Raw genomic sequence first — 17,065 nt, 5'->3', positions numbered from 1 at the left:
ACTACTGATCGCCACCTCGGCGGCCGCTGGACTCGTTTTTATCGCTCGTCCCACCACGAACCTACCAACTCGAGTTACATTCGCCATGCCACTACGTTAATGCACTTCTAGACGTATCCTCGAGTAGGATGAATCGCCGACAGTATCTCACTCGAGCCGGCATAGCCGGTGCTAGTGTCGGATTTCTCACTGGAATCGCGGGTTGTCTCGACGATCTGAGCGGGTCCGCCGACACGACTGATGACGACGACAATGCCGGTAGTCGGGCCGGCGTCCGCGCGCTCGATCGCACCGCCGGTGCTCTGAACAAAGCCGCGCTGGTACTGGACGAACTCGACGATCTTGAGGATCCCGGCACGGTCGACTTCGACCCGTCGGAGCCGCGGGATCGACTCGCCGACGCTCGAGACCACCTCGAGACGGCCGAGGCCGAACTGGGCGACGATCGGGCGGCCGATATCGACACGCTGCGGTCGTACGCCGACGCTCTCGAGGGACTGATCGCGGTCACTGCAACCGTCACCGACGATGGTCTCAGCGAGGATATCGACACCGTCTCCGCGGCGCTCGAAACGGAGAGCGGGATCGAGGACGCGAGCACGACGGTCGGCGACCGACACGCCGAGATCGCCGATGCCCACGAGCGGTGGGTCGAAGCGGACGAGACGATTCAGGATATCGATGCCGACAGGCTCGACGACCTGGCCGACGTGCCGCGTACCGATCTCGAGGAGGGTGCGACCGTCCTTGGCAAGGTCGTGACAGCCCTCGAGACGCTGGCCGCGGCGTACGACACGACGTTGGGCGACGAGGGATACGACGCGCTCGACCGCGGCCGGGACCACTTAGACGAGACGGAGTACGAGGCCGCACGGGACGAGTTCGCGACCGCCGAATCGACGTTTTCGGACGCGCACCGTCGGCTCGAGGACGGAACGGCGGACGCGCCCGAGGGACTCGTCGGGTACTTCAAGACGGCCGAGTGTCAGACGCGTCATCTGACGGATGCGGCGGCAGCGTTCGCCGACGCAGCGACCGCCGCGGCGGAGCGGGACCCGGCCGCGACCGACCACCGGAGCGAGGCCGAAGCCGCCCTTGACGGGGTCGGAGACTGTTCGGACTAGCCCTACTGGGCCGGCGTCGCGTCGCCTTCGCGGGCTGCCATCGGCGGGAGGTCGTCGACGAGCACTACTGCGTCGCCCTCGAGCACGACGGTCCCGTCACTGCCGGTCACGGTCGTCTCGATTCGGTACTTCGCGCGGCCGAGGTCCTCGACAATCTCGCAGACGGCGGTCGCGTGGTCGTCGATCGAGAGCGGTGCGCGGAAGCTACTCTCCTGTGATAGATAGATCGTCAGCCCCGGTAATCGAGCGAGAGCCGCGCTAATCAGCCCGTTCGCGAGGACGCCGTGGACGATTCGCTCGCCGAAACGGGTCCCGGTGGCGTAGGCCGCGTCGAGGTGGACGCGGTTGGTGTCGCCCGTGACCTCCGCGAAGGCCTCAACGTCGTCTTCGGAGATCGTCTTCGAGAACCGCGCGACATCGCCGACCGAGACGGTTGTCTCGTCCTCGCCGCGATAGTTGAACTCCCAGTCGTCGCGTTCGTACTGGGTATCGGTTCGCACCTGTCGTCGCGGCGGTTTCTCGCGCGTCTCTGTGGTACGGCGGACGAGTTGTGGCACGTAGTAGGAGAGTTCGATCGTCGTAACGATACCGATGAGTTCGGCTGCGTCGTCTCCCGCCATTTCAGCCGTGTCTTTACCCCGTTCCGCCTCGGTCGTGCCGTCAGCAGTCTCGGTTGCGCCGTCAGCGGCCTTGGCCGTACGCTCATCACTCGAGACGACTGGCAGGTGTTCGACGTCCGTGGAGCGACACAGTTCGACGGCGTCGACGATCGACGCGGTCGATTCGATTGTCGTCAGCGGCGACGACATAATATCGCTGACCGCGACGGTACCGAGATCAGATCGTTCACAGAGGTGGGTGACAAAGTCGCCCTCGGTGACGATGCCGACCGGCTCGCCGTTCCGAACGACGATCACTGAACTGACGCTCTCGTCGCGCAGCAATCTCGCTGCCTCGGTCGCAGTGGCATCAGGTGTGACGGTGACGACGTCTTCGATCATGATTTCGGCGACGGGTATCGTGTCGTGCATTTGACTACCATACGTTATTGATCCCTATCAGTGGTCGGCGGGCTGTTCCCGCCGAGGGTGACAGACGGGGGAATCGCTACAGCCTCAATTCGATCGGACTCGATTCCAGTTGGATTGGTAACGTTTTCCGCCACCACTAGCGATTTATTCGCACCGAAGTATGCTCACTATGCATGGCTGAGTTGGAATTTATTACTTTCGCTTGTACGAACCCCGACCGAGTGGCATCGTTTTGGGAAGGGGCGCTCGACGGCGAGCGGCGAGCGCTCCCGGCGTCGCTTGAGCCGGAAATCGTCGATCGACCCGGCGAGGGCCCGGACCTCCTGTTCAAGAACCAACCGTCGGGAACGGATCGGGACCTGCCGATCCACCTCGACCTATCGACGGCGGATCGCGAGGCGACCGTCGATCGACTCCGCGATCTCGGCGCGTCCGTCCGCGAGACGAAGACCGAAACGTACGAGACGCATACGGCGACCTGGACGGTGATGGAAGATCCCGAGGGCAACGGGTTCTGCGTGAGCGAGTATCGAGAATAGCGACGGCGAGTCGGATTCAGCTGACGTGAGAGCGGCGACTGCTCGATGACCGGCTAAACGGGGAAGAGAGCCGGTTCGGTGTCGAAACTGCTCAGGCGTCGACCGGTCGGCCGTCCTCAGTCGGCGGCGCGATGTGATCGACGTACTCCTCGAGGGTCGGTTCTTCGACCCGGACGCGGACGCTGATCTCGCCGAGTTCGTCCGGTTTGCCCACCGAGAAATTGACGTAGTCCTCGAAGGCGGCCTGTTTTTTGAGTGCGAACGAGAAGGTGTCGCCCTCGCGATTGGCGAAGAACTCGCCGCGGGCGGTGTCGAGGATTTCCTGGCGGTGGAGCAACTCCGAGAAGTGATCGAGCGCGTGGGCTTCGGCCCTGATCTCGCCGAACTCTTCTTCGATGTCGGCGTTGGGGAAGATGTTGGCCACGGCGTCGAGCACGCGGCTCGTGACCTCAGTATCGTAGACCGGTGCCGTGATCTCGACGTCGACGCGGTAGATCTCGCTCATGGTTCGGATTCCGCTTCCGCGCGTTTCCGTCCGTCGGTTCCTGTTCGGATGATCGACCGGATCTCCTCGTGGAACGCCTCGAGCGAATTCGTGTTCTCGACGACGACGTCCGCGCGGTCCATGGCGTTGTCCATCCCGAAGCCGCGTTCGCGCTCGTCGCGCGCCGCGAGTCCCTCGCCGCCGTCGGCCTCGCTCGCGTCCCGACCGCGCTCGTCGATCCGCTCAGCACGGACCTCGAAGGGGGCCTCGATACTGACCAGCGTGAACGCGTCGCCGAACTCGTCCTCGAAGATATCGACCTCGGTGCCCGAGCGGATGCCGTCGACCAACACTGTCTCGTGTTGCTCAAGGCGATCCTCGATCATCGGCAGCGACCGTTCTGCGATCGCCGTCGGGCCGTTTTCCTCGCGCAGCGCCTGCGCGACCGTGCCGTGATCCTTTGCGGGATCGAGCCCGCGGTCAGCTGTCTCCTGGCGGACGACGTCGCCCATCGTCACCACCGGGATTCCGTCCTCGCGTGCGACGGTGGCGGCCTCGCCCTTACCACTCCCAGGGAGTCCCACCGTTCCGATGACGTGCATCGAGCACACGTACCGTCGAGACGGGCATAAACGCTGTGTTCGCCACACGGTATGCACTGCACTGTTGGCTCCCTTCGACGTTCGACCCCTCCCCGTTGTTTCCTTGCAACGGTTTTAGGACCGTATTTGCCGCGTTGCATCCCGGCTCGCTGTGCCCCTCGAGAGGCGGTCGGCACGATCCGGCCCCGCTCGAATCGGGGCGGCTTATGGGTCCAGTATTGTTCTGTTTTCTCGTATCGAAACGACGCGCTCGACGGTGGCAGCTCACTCAACCATCCGAAGTATCGATAATTCAATTGAACTCTGACTAATCGATAAAACGGAGATTGGGCATTATATGGATCTCAGTTGCAGGGACAAGTGCCGTACCATGACAGACACAATCATCAACAGGCGTCGATTCACGGCCGGAGCCGGCGCTGGACTGGTTGCTGCAGTTGCGGGTTGTATGGACGACGGCGAATCCGGTGGCGAGACCCCGAGCGACGACGGAACGAGCAACGGACCCGATGGAACGAGTGGCGATTCCGATGGCCTCGGCTCTGGTGAAAACGCGGACAACGAGTCCGAGGACGGCGGACTGGGCAACGAGTCCGACGGCAATGAGACCGGTACCGAGACTGGCGGCAATGAGACCGGTACCGAGACTGACGGCAATGAATCCGGTACCGAGTCCGGCGGCAATGAGTCCGGTACCGAGTCCGATACCGAAACGAGCGACACCGAGTCGGACACTGAGGACACCGAAAACGAGAGCGGCGACGATTCGGAGGTCAAGTTCTAACGTCGGTCAGTGACGGCGGGCGACAGTCATGTTGCTTTAGGGATGCTTCTCCCTTTTCGGATAACTCGATGGATAGCAGCGGGTACTGATTCTCGTTCGACCATCCGGTACCGAAGACAGCGGTTGACTGTGATCGGAATCCCAACTGCTTATGCCGTTCCATCGTGGATTCAGACTCGAGGGCACGTAGCTCAGTCCGGAAAGAGCGTCGGACTTCTAATCCGACGGTCGTGGGTTCAAATCCCATCGTGCCCGTACGAAAGCTATCGTTTTCGGACTTCTACCCAGAAGTCCGTATTACGAGCGGTACCGTTCATATTCAACGGATTACCGATTCGGTAGCCATCCTGAGAATGCGGACTCCGTTCAACAGTTGAACGCCCCCTCTCGCCCGCATGCGATTTCCGTTGTCGCGCAGCGCTTGAGGTGGTCTGCGTGACGATCGCTCCGTGGCCGTCGGCTGATCGCTCAACGTGCAAGCACTGCGGAGCCTACGTCACGGATCAGTTCCGCCGTGTTTTTGGTGATGATGACGATCGAGCCCATCGCTGTGGTGATTGCGATACGTACGCTCGACTGAGCCGCGGCTCCGCTGCTGGCGTCGGCGTATCGATTCCAGACCCAGAAACGTCGCCCGGCCGTCACGGCGGTGAGCCCGATGTGTGATCGCCCGTTCGTCCGGGCGAGCGAACTGTACGACATCGAAAGCCGGACGCCCATCGCCCATCCCGCGGCACAAGCTACTGACGAGCAGGTTTGGCGTACCCTTGAAAATCAGGGTGAATCGCGATGAGTGCCAACGCCGATCGTGACGATCGCGACCTCGAGGCCGACCCGGCCAGTTCGACGTCCGGTCCAGTCGGCGTTCCCGTCGACGCAGTTTGCGTAGGCTGTGGGCGAACTCGAGTCACACGGACCAGCCTCGAGGCGATGGAGATCGACCCTCGGGTTGATCTCTCGGATCTCGATGCGGCGGACTGCACGTCGTTCAAGCACGTCTGTCGCTCGTGCTGGGCCATCACGTGGAGGAATCCGATCGCCATCCTCACCGGCTTGCTCGAGAGCGAACGAGGTGAGTAGCGGTGTCCCAAGTCGAGACGACACCCCACGAGATCGAAGGCCGGTGGAAATGGCCTGACTGGGGCCGTGGACCGTACGACGCGCTCTCGTCGGTGATGCTCGGTCCGCCCTTCGAGGGATACCTCGAGATCAACACCGAAATCGACGGCGAGCCTTGGCACCTCGAAGTGAGCTATAGCAAGTCAGGATTCGCTCCGCGGCTGTCTGACGGGATCAATGCCGAGCGACTATACGAGTGGGATATCGTGGGCCGTGGGCGGGGCGAGAGAAAGGCATCGTACAATATCGGCCCGCGGTTCCCGAACATGCGCCACTGGGAGAGCGGTGAACGGTTGCAGCTCCCGTGGGAGAACCAAGTCGGGAAAGTCGATGGGGTCGACGTCGAGTTCCATACCAGCAACATCGAACCCGACCGCGGTCTCGAGTTGCTGCCGGAGTTCTTCGCGGCGATCTTCGAGCACGCCGGCGAGCGCATTCACTCGGAGTACTTCCGAACAGAGCCCCATTCGGCGAGCCGGATGTGGGCGTACGAGCGATACGTCCGGATTCGCCGTGAATGGGCTGAAAAGCTCTCATCGGCCGGTGTCTTACAGAAAGTCGCGCACTACCTCTCCGACCTTGAGGGAGTGAAAGCGGAACTCCATATCGACAACGAGGAAGTCGTCAATCACCAGAACCGGCTGTTTTGAACCCAACATCGGCCGGCGAACTCCTACCGGGGCACACCTACGGGAGAAAGTTCGAGATCTACCAGCTGGCAGATCCGGACGCGGTCTCGAAAGATCACCCGTCCTACCACCCGAAGGTGGAAGTCCTGGTGAACAAGTCGATGAACGACGGGGAGGCATGGGCATGGGCCGATCGCCACGAGGTGACCGAGCAAATCGAGGAGACGCTGCTGAATGCACTGCATTGGGAAGACATCCCGCTCGGTCCCGACGGCAGTGGTGTCTACGTCGCCGACGATCACTTCGACGCCGTCGCTCGAGACGATCCGGTCGAACTGTACGAGGATCCAACACCGCGCCTCGAGGCGAAGTCGGACCACCTGTTGATGACGACGCTCCGTGATATGGGCGAGACCGCTCGCGACGTTTCGGAGACGGTCGCGACGGACGGCGGTGCGACCGTCGACGATCTCGCCGACCAGCTGGGGAAACACCCCGCAACAATCTATCGCGCGATCAACGACCTCGGTGAGATTCTCGAGCTCGACCAGGGCGACGTGTCGTTTCGAGCCCGGAAGTATCGCGAGGAACTCCGCGCGCTCGTCGAGTCCGCCGAGTATGCGATCGAGAGTTACGCCGATCGGATGCAGCATATCATGGGCTTGGCCGACCACGTCGCCGAGTCCTCTCCCTTCCAGGAGTGGCTCGCGAAGAACGGCGCCGACCTCGAGTTCGATGATCAGGGCGAGCCGCGACGGATGCGGATCGATACGATTCTCTCCCGACTGAAGGCCGATAGCTTCGAGAACGTCAGGACGATCGCCAGTGAGACCCTCGAGAAGTGGTCACGGTCGGGGAACGATCCGACCGCACTGCGTGGCGTCGAACTGACCTGGAAGACGCCCGGCGGTGGGACTGAAACTGGGTTCGTCGGCGCAGTCGCGGATCGCTGAACCGGCCCGTGTAGTGGCAACACTCTCGGTACCGCTGTTTTCTGCAAATTAGGTTGACTACCACCGTTTCTTATGCAAATCTGGTTGTAGTTCGTGCCTCGAGAGCGGGGTCAGCACCGCGATCGCACCGCAGCGCCTGCAGGGTCGTTTCGCGCTTCGCGCGAAAGCCCCCTTGGCGGGTGTCCCCAAGGGGACTGAGCCAAAAAAATTATAGCGCCCCGCCCCCGCTTCTGTGCGCTGATCTCCAGTTGAAGCACACGAAGCCGAGGTATGAACACCTCAAATAGAACCCTAATTTATGAATGGATATTTACCTAGTACTTATCTGATAGTAGTCTCCTTGCCAAGATGCATGAGCAGTGATAATGGGGATCAATTCTCTTATGAAGGGCAACTAGTGTTTAATGGGATTCATCTAACTAATGTGCTCGATGCAGATTTGACTTTGATTATATTATTGAAGAGCAACTTGCCACCTATACTAAAGGATCAATTGAACGTCCGGGACGCGGTTATCACACGATCCCCTTTGCTGACTATGTAGCAAGGGATCCCAATATTGGTCGCCACATTAATGAGTTACTTGGCGATATAAACGCGTTCAGATACCTTGAGGAAAAATGGGAGTATCGAGAAACAGAACTTGAGGGAGAAACAGATAACCGCCCAACAATTCAAGACTACTCAACCTTTGATGGATATTGGGCATTTCCAAACTATCTTTTCATTAAGGCAGATAAGTCGAAAGCAACTAAAGCCCAAAATCTGGTAAGTCAAACTCTCAATGAGTACCTTTCTCTTCGGGAGATTGAGTTCAGCCCTGAGTTCCTGTTATGGCTATTTTCACGTGAGAAAAATGATGAGACTGTCCCAGGTGAAATCTCAGTAAATATGTTGACTGATGCTGAAATCCGGGGGAATGAACCAGATTTGTTTGGGCAACACAGTAAGGTTGACGACTCAATCGACATTACAAAATCTGCACCTGTTCTGATAGGAGTGCTTAGTCAAAAGGGGCTCGTGGCGATCGAAGGCGTATTTGGTTTAGCAGACAGATTTGTGAGAGCTCGAATTGATTCCGATGGCCGGGTGCATATTAAGGCAGATCATGCCATTAGCGGGTCATCAGATGTTGAACGCATGACGATATCATTAGCGTTCCTCAAGCAGCTCATTGATTTATACCAACACTGGAAAATTTGGATTCTGAACACCGTTATCCGCCACTCGAATTTTCACAGATATCTATAAGGAGTGTCAACGGCAGGGTGTAGAAGTTACATTTTCTATTGATGAAGTTGTTGATGAATATCGGAAAAAAGGCAGCTCGGAGGAGTATGATGAATACCAATCCGGTCTCAGCGAGTTTTGAACACGACCTAAATACCTATCACATATGGTCTTCCAAATAGTACCGTAAAGTACGATGGCCGTGTCCAACCTCCGTCGAGCAAACACAGGTGAGACCTCCTTAGAGGGACGTCTCGCTGAGTTGTCGACGGCACGGCTCTCTCTGGAATCAGTCTTTTCAGAAGAGATCAAACCCCTTTGTGACAATTACCCCTTCTCGCAACAGGTTCACCGAGGTACAATTGTATACAATGAACCATCACAGTATACTCCTGGAAGAGATATCGAAGTTGATTTTGAGTACCGAGATGGGTCTCAGCTACTGATCTTGGATTTAGAGACGGATGTTAATTCTGTAGACCGTCTTGCTCAGAGTTTTGCAGATGCTATTCCGGCAGGATTCGCAGTCTATAGAAACCTGCATGTTCCCGAAGACTCACTCTGGTCTTTCCTAAAACAAGCAGACAGTATTATCGAGATCCGTGTGCTCGATCAGGGTCAGGAGATCTCCTATCAAGAAGTCGACGGTGTGTCTCGTGAAGAAGTGATTGGGGAATACGCTATTGAGAAGGCAGAAGTCGGATTTATTGTAGATGGACACCAAATTGTCGTTCGTTATCAGCAAGGGAGTTTACAAATCGATACAGACTGGCCAGACGGCCGAGAATATATTTGCAGCTGTTTGAACGAGAAGTTTTTGCAGAAAATAGCTAATCATGGGGATGAGCGAGCCTTCACGCTGGCAATCACTCAAACAAATACTCAATAATTTGTCACTCACTATCGTGAAACTAATCTTGGATTTGTCGCTCTTTCTCTTGCTTCGGTTTGTTTGGAGTCAATGGGTTTGCATCATTCCCCTGGAAGAAGCCAATTCTTGGAGGAAGTGCTGTTATTGGTATCGTCCTTTCCTTAGTCTATAACTATAGAATTGGCTGCCCTTTTGGAATCGATATGAATTTTACACCGACTCATCTTGTTGACGGAGAGCGACAACCCGATACGATGTCTGAGCGGAAGGGGATTGCAATCATCCAGAATGACGAACTAGTAATCCATGGTACTGTACAACTCTCTCGCTTTACTGACCGGTTTAAACTAGCTCTACAAACCTCATCCGAGATTGAAGTGGAACTCCGAACAATCCCAAAAAAGGAACACGAATATGATCCGGAGAAGAACATAGTTCAGTGCAAAGAGGTAACCGAGTTCGAATTTCCGATAATAATTGAAATCTTCCCTAAGCGAGGAGTGGCTGAAGGAGGACGATATCATAGATTAGAACTTGTTGATATGCATAGTAACCGAACTCTTGTCGAATTTGATGTACTAAATGTTGGATACTAATTATGAGTAATTCCCGAAACAACCGTTTTAGTGTTCGATCCTGGGGTCGCACGTCGGCAGAAACCGATTCCCGAATATGCACACGAATCGCGACACCTCGTGTGCATACCTCGAGTCGATCCGTCGCTTGAACCGTCATTCTTCTCCGACTGACTGACAGGTTCCGCCGGTTTTGGGCCGAAATGAGCCGTCCAGTGAGTCGAAAAAACTAGGATTTCGGGGGTCGTGTGTACGAGTATGCGAATCAGAACCGACGGCGACTACGCGTACCGACGGACGCGACCGAACGCGCGGCCGACTTCTACGACTGCAACAAGACAAAGGCGGTCGTGAGCGCCTGCGACGACGTATCGAAGTTCGTCCAGGTTGCCCACCGGGTCCTCGAGCGCGAGGACCTTACGCTCGAGCAGCGTCGGGAGATCGCCGAGACGCTCCGACTCGAGCAATGACTTTCGAGGTCACTACTGAGACAACCGTTGAGACCGACTAGTAAGAGGTTAGATTCCAGCCCCGGATCAGGGCGGTCACACTGCCATTTTATCGGGATCGAAGGTCGCTTCGCATTTTTCGATGTCCACATTTCCTGTGCTATCGACAGTCACTGTGTAACCCTTGTAGACGAATTCGACTTTGGAAGGACTCTTCTCAGAGTCACTTGCTTGATAGAGTGAGTCAAGTGCGTCCGTGTTGATCGCGTAGTGGATCGGTGGGCTGAGTTCTTCCGGTTGCACACCTTCACGTTCGGCGATCTTTTCTACAATCTTCAGACTGAGTGATTGAGTCGTTTGCATGGTCACTCTCTGCCAGAAACTACCACATAAAACCAACCGATCTTCTAATGATGCGCGTCAGACAATGACCTGTAACCGGTTTCTATGTGCTGTACTGATCGGTCGAAAAATACGAAATTAAGGCAGAGTAGAACTCGCTCTTCAGAAGATAGCACCGATTGAGATCTTCGCTTGCTCGGTCCCACGGTGATCACCACCGCCATGCCACCGGAGCAGTGGGAGATCGCCCGAGCGGACCATCTTGTCTCGGAGGACCGTACAGCCCGATCGCCCGTGTGGCCGATAGACGACGAAACAGTACCAGCCGTTGTGACGCCGGAGTTTCTCGTGATATTCGCGATAGACCTTCCAGTTGCCCGGCTGGCCGTCCGCGTGTTCGTGCATCGTACTCTTGATTTCGACCGGCGTCCCGTTCCCGAACCGAGCGTCATGCCAGCTCGAGCGCTCGAGATCGAAGCGGCGTTTCTCGGCCATGCGCTTTTCGCAGACCGTGCCGAAGTGGTTGGCTCGTTGGGATCGATTCACGCAGACCACGCGCGTCGCGCGCCGATATATATACTCCTCCGCTGGTGTCTCGCGGCGATCGGGAGCGATGGGCGACGATTGTGAGTGAATACGTGTAACTGAGCGCTGGGCGTTGGGCCTGATCCTCTCCTAAAGGGGGGCCGATTCCGGTTTACAGGTTTCCACCCCGATGCTCTCATGCGATCACCTGTTCGACTGTGTTAACCCAGTCGGCCTTTTCGCCGCCCTCATCGATGTCTCGCCACCAATTTGAGACGGTAGCGTGACTGTAAGGGACGTATTCGGCGGTTTCGCGGGCTGACTTCCCCTGTTGTCGGCAGGTTTCCATCGTCCACGCAGCGACTCGCTTGACCTCACTTTCGTCGATTTCGGGCCCGCCGTCGTCGCTCGAGGGAGCGGACCAGGACCAATCGGCTTCGTCGTTTGTGTGCGGTTCGAAGTCGGCCGGCGGGATGCCTTTCAGCGGCCGCGGGTCGACGTCTTTCAGTTTGCCGCCAGCGATCCGTTCGGCGATGAGTGCCTTCCCCTTGTCGTTGCGATCGGGCTTCTTGAGGATCGTCCCGACGCGCCACAGGAGCGGATGAATTGAACTCTCGTCGTGGCCGATATAGACGAGAGCGCCATTGTACTTGCGAATCTTGAACACGAGCGGCCCCATCAGCTTCCGGACCTTCTGGCCGTCCGCGCCGGTGCCGCTCGCGTTCGTCGAGAACTCGTCGCCGATGAACAGTTTCGGCTGCTGGGGGTTCGTCACTGGATCGCCGTCCTGTTCGACCCATTCCTCGAGGAGGGGATAGTTCGGGATCCAGCCGTCCTCGACGGAGCCGTCGTTACGAGTCCAGTCGTCGTTTCGATCCAGCGTGCGGATGTTGCTCGCGACGCGGAGATTACCGTCGACCCACCGGTCACGCAGCTGCGTGACGAGACACGCGAGGTTCGTTTTACCGGCCCCCATCTCGCCAAGGATCACGATCACCGGCGCGGGCCCGGCGACTATCTGCCGGAGTCGCGAGATCGCCTTGATACCAGAGAGGTCGGCCTCTTGGCTCGGATCGCCGATGTAGTGTTTCAGCGTCAGCGTGTCGCCGTTCTCGAGCGCTTGTCGAGCCGCGGCGCTTCCCTCTGCTTTCAGGATATCTCGGTTCTTGCCGACCGAGAGATAGTCCGCGGCGGCCTTTCCGTCCCAGCGGTCCGGGTCGTGATGGATCGCCCGCATGGCCATCTGCCGATCGATTTGCTCATCTCTCACGAACCCGGAATGCGGCAACACCTCATCGGGGTCGCGCTTGCGATTGTTGTCCTGGTACTCGCGAAAGCCCCCGACCGTGTAGTTGTCTTGCTCGTCACTCATCGCTACCACCGTCCGTTCGAGCGGGCGAGTCGATCCCGTCGACGGTATCGTACAGTCGGTTCGGACGGGGCCGCGGAGCGTGCTCGCCGTGCTCGAGGATGTACTCGTCTTCGTAACCGTCGATGTCTTCGATATCTTCGCGAGCCTTGTCCTCGACATCGGATTTCGCCGCGTCGAACCGATCTTTGACCGACGTTTTCGGATTCATCAAGCCGCGCTCGTCGGCTTCTGCCTCCTGGTTGATTACGTCGCCCTGTATCTCGAGTCCCATCTTCGAGATTCGGCCCCGGAGCCGGTTCAGTTGCAAGAACGCATCCACGAGGTCGCCGTGCACGTCCTCGAGCATCGCCTTCGATGTGACGAGTTTCGAATCAGCCATCTGGGACATGTAGCAGCCGGTCACACGCAGCTCGTCCATGTTCTCAAAGTGCTCGAACTCGCGCACCTCGTACGCATCGCCGTCATTGGCGACGTACGGGCTCGGTCCATCGACGGTTTTCGACTCCCACAGTTCCGGCGCGACGTAATACTTCTCTCGAGTGTCGGTGACGCCGTTGATGTGATAGACCGTTTCTCTGTGCCGGTTCCGTAGCTTCTCCGCACCGACCGCGAACAGACCGAACAGCGGCGGCCCGAGAAGCATCAACGCGACGGCGATCCCGACGGCGATCGGCGGCACGCCCGGCACCGACGGCCGGACCAACAGCAGCAGAATCCCGACCGAGATCGCCACGCCGAGGACGAGAAGTTGCGCTTCGGCGATGATGTACGTGAGTCGATCCTTCCAGTTCCCGAACGTCGTGCTAAGGTTCCTGTCACTCATGCTTTCTCGACTCCCTTCGATTCGGTTTTCACCACGTAGAACGCCCCGAGCGCGGCGAGTGCGACCGTCATAATGACGCCCGTGAACAGTCCGCTCGCCCCGCCGAGCGACCGAAATGGGTCCTCATTTCCAGACATTCCGCTCGAGAGCCGGACCGTGCCGCCCTGAGTCGATACCGAGACGGCCGAATCGCCGTTGATCGACGCGACGGATAGCGAGATTTCGTTCCGTCCCTCGCTCAGTTGGTATTCTTTCTCGGGAACCGTCGTCGCTCCCTCCTGCTCGATCCCAGCGAGCGCGTCGCTCACGATCATCGGCTGCCGTTCGTCCGAGTCGATCACCATGCTGGCGTCGCCGTCGCCGATATCGAATTCGGCGACCCGTGTCTGGTTGTCGATCACTATCTGCTCGAGGCCGGTCTGGTTGCTCTCGTTGCCCGGAGCGCTCTGGTTACCCCCGTCCTGCGCGCCCACAAGGCCCACGCCCATGCCCATGCTCATCGACGCGATCGCGACGACTGCCAGCGCCAGCACTACCCGCGTGTTCGAAAACGAAAAACGAGCCATGGTTACAGAATCTCCTCGCCGAGATCACTGACCAGCGATGCAACGACCGCGATGATCGCGACCAGGAAAGCAGCGCCGAGCCACATATCGCCGCCGCCGTCGGGAACCCAGCCACCGGCCCCGCCGAGTAGCGACTCATCCTCTTGCTCTTCTGCCTCTTCTTGCAGCCGAATCTGCTCGTCTCGGAGTTGTGCAATTTCTTCCTCGAGCGCGGTCACGTCGGCCGTCTGGTTATTCTGACTCTCGGGCTCGAAGTTCTCGACTTCAGTCCCGCTCGAGTCGGTGACTTCGACGATCGTGAACGGCGCTTCGATTTGGTCGAACTGGCCACTGCCGGAATCGTCGTTGTAAGCGATATAGAACGGTTCTGCCCAATCCCGCGGATCGTACCGCTGGCCGCTGTTGAAGCCGGTCTCGGATGCCTCGAGAGACTCAACGGATGTGCTTGGCGTCGATAGATCACCGGACGCATCATAGGACCATGTTCCATCTCCGTTATCCGTGATGTCCGCCGCTGCGATATCGACAGACTCCCCGTCAGTCGTGGTAAGGGTGTAACTCTTGCCGTCGATCGGCGCGGTTTCGGTCGTCACGACTCCCGACGAGATCGACGCCGAATCAGTCAGAATGCCGGGGTTTCGATCGGTGAACAGATCACAGTCAAGGGTCACTGTCTCGTCAGACTCAGTGTCTTCTATCTTGAGCGTCACCGAATGCTCGGCCGTCGTCGGAATCCCCATCATTGCAGCGTGTGCGGACTGTCCAGCGGCGTTATCATAGTCCTGATCTAGCTCAGTGGACGCCGTGATTGGGTCAACAAGGTCCTCGGTCGGGATGTCTCCGGCATCGTACTCAGCGTACACATCGCTCACGAACCCGGAAAGTTCCGAAATCACCGAGTCGTGAGCGTCCAGTATCGATCCCCATGCAGCCGTGAAACGGTTAGCCTCGTAGCTGTCCGGTATCTTACCAGACCTTATGTAGGTCTTTACCTCACCTGAATCTAAGAAACACACAGGGAAGTTGTACTCGCCGAACTCGTCAGCCGGATCAATACCGAAGCCGAGGAAGTCGATATCCCCCGATCTATTCTTGTCCCAATCCGGGTTGGCTCCGTTGACGCCCGCGAAAAACGAATACTCAGCAGTATCCCCGTTCAGAAGCTCCACCTCATACGTTTCGAGACTCTCCGGGCTGTCCGTGATTGAATTAGTAGTGTCTTTTCCATGGTAGAAAACATCGGCCAGCGCGGCGTCATCGTGGGCTTTGAGTTGTTCGAAGTCGTGATGAATTTGCTTTGTCTGCTGATCAACGTGGGTGAGAAGATTCTCTTGAATCGACGCATAGTAGTCCTTCACCGCCGAATTATGCGCATTGGTCGCTGCTGCTTCATTATTTCCCGCATTCATTTCCTTGATGATCGCCGCCTTCCCCTTGGCGAGCGCGACGTTCTCCGAGTTGGAGATGTTATTTTCGATGCCAGTCATCACCCGCTCGTCAGCCGATTTCATCTCGGTCACTCCCAACGCAATCTCCTTCTTGAGTGCGTCCGCGCCGGTATAGCCAGAATAGTCCCTCGAATCGCCGAGGAACGTCTCAGCACCTTCTCGAGTGAGATAATAGCCGGCGTATGCCGGGCTCGCGGCACCCTTCGCGAGCGTCGAGAGATCGTCCGCGGCCACCCGACCGACCGGAGAGAATTGCGGCGCGGCCTGCGACCCCGCGCCGATCGCGACGAGCGAGCCGCCCGCAGCGGCCGAGCGCCGGAACAGGTCACGCCGAGTCATCCCGTCTGAATCGGTGGGCCGTGGGCTTTGGGCTGCCATCAGAGCCACCCCCCGATAGAGAGGATAGCCATCGCACTTCCGATCCAATTCCACCCGTCAGCGTCTCTTTTGATTGTTTTCGTCATTTGACTCACTCTGTGTAGGAGATCCACGCCGTTGCGAACGACACCAGCACGGTCGCGCCGAGAAGAAACCAGTCGTTGCTCGAGAGCAGGTCCCCGAACGCGGGCACGAACTCGAAGACGATCGGAAAGAGAAGCGTCGCGCCGATCGTCCATTTTCCATGTCTGAGTAGTTCGCCCCGTCGAACTCGTTGGTCCAGAGAATCCAGACCACCGAGACCGTCGCGAGGATCAGCGGCACCGAGAAGTTCGCACCTCCTGCCGAGTAGATGGCCGAACTGAAGTCGTAGCCACCGAGAATGTTGAGGTTCAGGGTCCAGACCCCGAATATCATACTTGCCATCGTGGGGTAGACCCACAACGCCGCGTAGTCGATCTTATCAATAACGTCTCTTGCCATTGTGCAACGCCCGTGCGTGCGCTACCTCCAGCCGAAATACTCCGGAAAACCTCGGGAATCCCGATGGTCACCAACCTTTATGAGATGGGGGATTGCCACCCGGGTATGGCGTTAAACAAACTCCGGCAGTTGGATCAAGATTCAGTTGGTATCACGCTCCCGAAAGACGACGTCCGCGTTGAGGGACTACTCGACGACCAGGGCCGGCTCGAGGGAGAGCACCATATCCACATCCGTCACGTCGACGACGGCGAATGGACGCTCGAGCTCGTCGAGGAAATCGACGCGTAACGAAGTGGCTGTTTTCTCACTCTCGACCGATGCGCCATTGTGATCGGTACTCGAGTGACAATTCGTCAGTGTCGAGAATCTCAGCGATCTCTGCTGCAGTAAGTGATCCCTCCTGGTCAGCTCGCCCAATTAGTTCGGGTACACTCCCATTCGGCTGGGCAGTCGTGTCCCCGCGCATTTTGAGATAGTAGTCTGCAGCTGCGTCGAGTGCGCCTGAGACAGTGCTTTCACCGGTCGCTTCTTTTAGATACTCCCACTTCCGCTCTCGAGCCTCAGTTGTCTGGATTCGCATCCTAATTTGCACAACCCCCTCGAAATCCTAGGTATTTGCGGTGACTCAAATCTCGAGCCCATATAAAGAGCAGTTGGTTGGGGTCAGTGTCTAGCGTGATCGTCGCGACGATCGTCCCCGCTCGAGGTGGGTTTTGCACATCTCGACTCGAGATC

Annotated in this window: 18 protein-coding genes, 1 tRNA gene and 2 pseudogenes; 11 read left to right on the top strand and 10 right to left on the bottom strand. The window is 57.9% G+C overall.

What is annotated here, in order from left to right; all coding sequences use genetic code 11:
- Window positions 1-128 precede the first annotated feature (128 nt).
- Entirely contained in the window at window positions 129-1,124 is a 996-nt protein-coding gene (locus K6I40_RS18250; RefSeq protein WP_222915172.1) for a hypothetical protein, read from the top strand.
- A 2-nt stretch (window positions 1,125-1,126) separates the two neighbouring features.
- On the opposite strand, the gene K6I40_RS18245 is transcribed toward K6I40_RS18250, so the two are convergent.
- Window positions 1,127-2,155, bottom strand: a complete 1,029-nt coding sequence (locus K6I40_RS18245; RefSeq protein ID WP_222915170.1) for a CBS domain-containing protein — start codon at window positions 2,153-2,155, stop codon at window positions 1,127-1,129.
- Between the two features lie 173 nt (window positions 2,156-2,328).
- Between K6I40_RS18245 and K6I40_RS18240 the strand changes: the two genes are divergently transcribed.
- Window positions 2,329-2,694, top strand: coding sequence for a VOC family protein (locus K6I40_RS18240; protein ID WP_222915168.1), 366 nt, complete (start codon window positions 2,329-2,331; stop codon window positions 2,692-2,694).
- 91 nt (window positions 2,695-2,785) lie between these two features.
- On the opposite strand, the gene K6I40_RS18235 is transcribed toward K6I40_RS18240, so the two are convergent.
- Together K6I40_RS18235 and K6I40_RS18230 are read right to left on the bottom strand one after the other, a co-directional pair.
- Window positions 2,786-3,199, bottom strand: coding sequence for an RNA-binding domain-containing protein (locus K6I40_RS18235; protein WP_222915166.1), 414 nt, complete (start codon window positions 3,197-3,199; stop codon window positions 2,786-2,788).
- On the bottom strand, window positions 3,196-3,780 hold the full coding sequence (locus K6I40_RS18230) for an AAA family ATPase (RefSeq protein ID WP_222915165.1): 585 nt from the start codon (window positions 3,778-3,780) through the stop codon (window positions 3,196-3,198). The genes K6I40_RS18235 and K6I40_RS18230 overlap by 4 nt, the downstream gene beginning before the upstream one ends.
- Before the next feature lie 370 nt (window positions 3,781-4,150).
- Between K6I40_RS18230 and K6I40_RS18225 the strand changes: the two genes are divergently transcribed.
- From K6I40_RS18225 to K6I40_RS18190, 8 genes and pseudogenes are all read left to right on the top strand, one after another.
- Window positions 4,151-4,564, top strand: a complete 414-nt coding sequence (locus tag K6I40_RS18225; RefSeq protein WP_222915163.1) for a hypothetical protein — start codon at window positions 4,151-4,153, stop codon at window positions 4,562-4,564.
- Between the two features lie 180 nt (window positions 4,565-4,744).
- Window positions 4,745-4,819: transfer RNA gene (locus tag K6I40_RS18220), tRNA-Arg, on the top strand.
- A gap of 171 nt (window positions 4,820-4,990) precedes the next feature.
- Window positions 4,991-5,230, top strand: coding sequence for a hypothetical protein (locus tag K6I40_RS28600; protein ID WP_255681708.1), 240 nt, complete (start codon window positions 4,991-4,993; stop codon window positions 5,228-5,230).
- Window positions 5,231-5,353: 123 nt separating this feature from the next.
- Window positions 5,354-5,644 carry a hypothetical protein gene (locus tag K6I40_RS18210; RefSeq protein WP_222915159.1) on the top strand — a complete coding sequence of 97 codons (291 nt, stop codon included), beginning with the start codon at window positions 5,354-5,356 and terminating at the stop codon, window positions 5,642-5,644.
- Between the two features lie 2 nt (window positions 5,645-5,646).
- Window positions 5,647-7,265: pseudogene (locus K6I40_RS18205) on the top strand (DNA-binding protein).
- A gap of 1,426 nt (window positions 7,266-8,691) precedes the next feature.
- Window positions 8,692-9,384: a hypothetical protein gene (locus K6I40_RS18200; RefSeq protein ID WP_222915157.1), complete on the top strand. Its 693-nt coding sequence runs from the start codon at window positions 8,692-8,694 to the stop codon at window positions 9,382-9,384.
- A 59-nt stretch (window positions 9,385-9,443) separates the two neighbouring features.
- The gene (locus K6I40_RS18195) at window positions 9,444-9,962 is read left to right on the top strand and encodes a hypothetical protein (protein ID WP_222915155.1); all 519 of its coding nucleotides are present in this window, start codon (window positions 9,444-9,446) and stop codon (window positions 9,960-9,962) included.
- A gap of 237 nt (window positions 9,963-10,199) precedes the next feature.
- Window positions 10,200-10,452 (top strand): annotated as a pseudogene (locus K6I40_RS18190) (hypothetical protein).
- 34 nt (window positions 10,453-10,486) lie between these two features.
- Here the strand turns inward: K6I40_RS18190 and K6I40_RS18185 are convergent.
- The 6 genes from K6I40_RS18185 to K6I40_RS18160 form a co-directional block, all read right to left on the bottom strand.
- On the bottom strand, window positions 10,487-10,753 hold the full coding sequence (locus K6I40_RS18185; RefSeq protein ID WP_222915153.1) for a HalOD1 output domain-containing protein: 267 nt from the start codon (window positions 10,751-10,753) through the stop codon (window positions 10,487-10,489).
- Window positions 10,754-10,894: 141 nt separating this feature from the next.
- Window positions 10,895-11,278 carry a hypothetical protein gene (locus tag K6I40_RS18180; protein ID WP_222915151.1) on the bottom strand — a complete coding sequence of 128 codons (384 nt, stop codon included), beginning with the start codon at window positions 11,276-11,278 and terminating at the stop codon, window positions 10,895-10,897.
- Window positions 11,279-11,453: 175 nt separating this feature from the next.
- Window positions 11,454-12,629, bottom strand: a complete 1,176-nt coding sequence (locus K6I40_RS18175; RefSeq protein ID WP_222915149.1) for a hypothetical protein — start codon at window positions 12,627-12,629, stop codon at window positions 11,454-11,456.
- A complete protein-coding gene (locus tag K6I40_RS18170) occupies window positions 12,622-13,452 on the bottom strand; it encodes a hypothetical protein (RefSeq protein WP_222915147.1) in 831 nt (276 codons plus the stop codon). The genes K6I40_RS18175 and K6I40_RS18170 overlap by 8 nt, the downstream gene beginning before the upstream one ends.
- Window positions 13,449-14,018 (bottom strand): hypothetical protein, encoded by a 570-nt coding sequence (locus tag K6I40_RS18165; protein ID WP_222915145.1) that lies wholly within the window; start codon window positions 14,016-14,018, stop codon window positions 13,449-13,451. The genes K6I40_RS18170 and K6I40_RS18165 overlap by 4 nt, the downstream gene beginning before the upstream one ends.
- Before the next feature lie 2 nt (window positions 14,019-14,020).
- A complete protein-coding gene (locus tag K6I40_RS18160) occupies window positions 14,021-15,844 on the bottom strand; it encodes a hypothetical protein (protein WP_222915143.1) in 1,824 nt (607 codons plus the stop codon).
- A gap of 588 nt (window positions 15,845-16,432) precedes the next feature.
- Between K6I40_RS18160 and K6I40_RS18155 the strand changes: the two genes are divergently transcribed.
- Entirely contained in the window at window positions 16,433-16,618 is a 186-nt protein-coding gene (locus tag K6I40_RS18155; protein ID WP_222915141.1) for a hypothetical protein, read from the top strand.
- Window positions 16,619-16,634: 16 nt separating this feature from the next.
- Here K6I40_RS18155 and K6I40_RS18150 read toward each other — a convergent pair whose 3' ends face one another.
- Complete coding sequence (locus tag K6I40_RS18150) at window positions 16,635-16,910, bottom strand: hypothetical protein (protein ID WP_222915139.1); 276 nt, start codon at window positions 16,908-16,910, stop codon at window positions 16,635-16,637.
- Window positions 16,911-17,065: the final 155 nt, after the last annotated feature.

Origin of the sequence: Natrinema sp. SYSU A 869, from assembly GCF_019879105.1 — an archaeon.
Taxonomy (GTDB): Archaea; Halobacteriota; Halobacteria; order Halobacteriales; family Natrialbaceae; genus Natrinema.
This window is presented reverse-complemented; position numbering and strand designations above follow the sequence as displayed.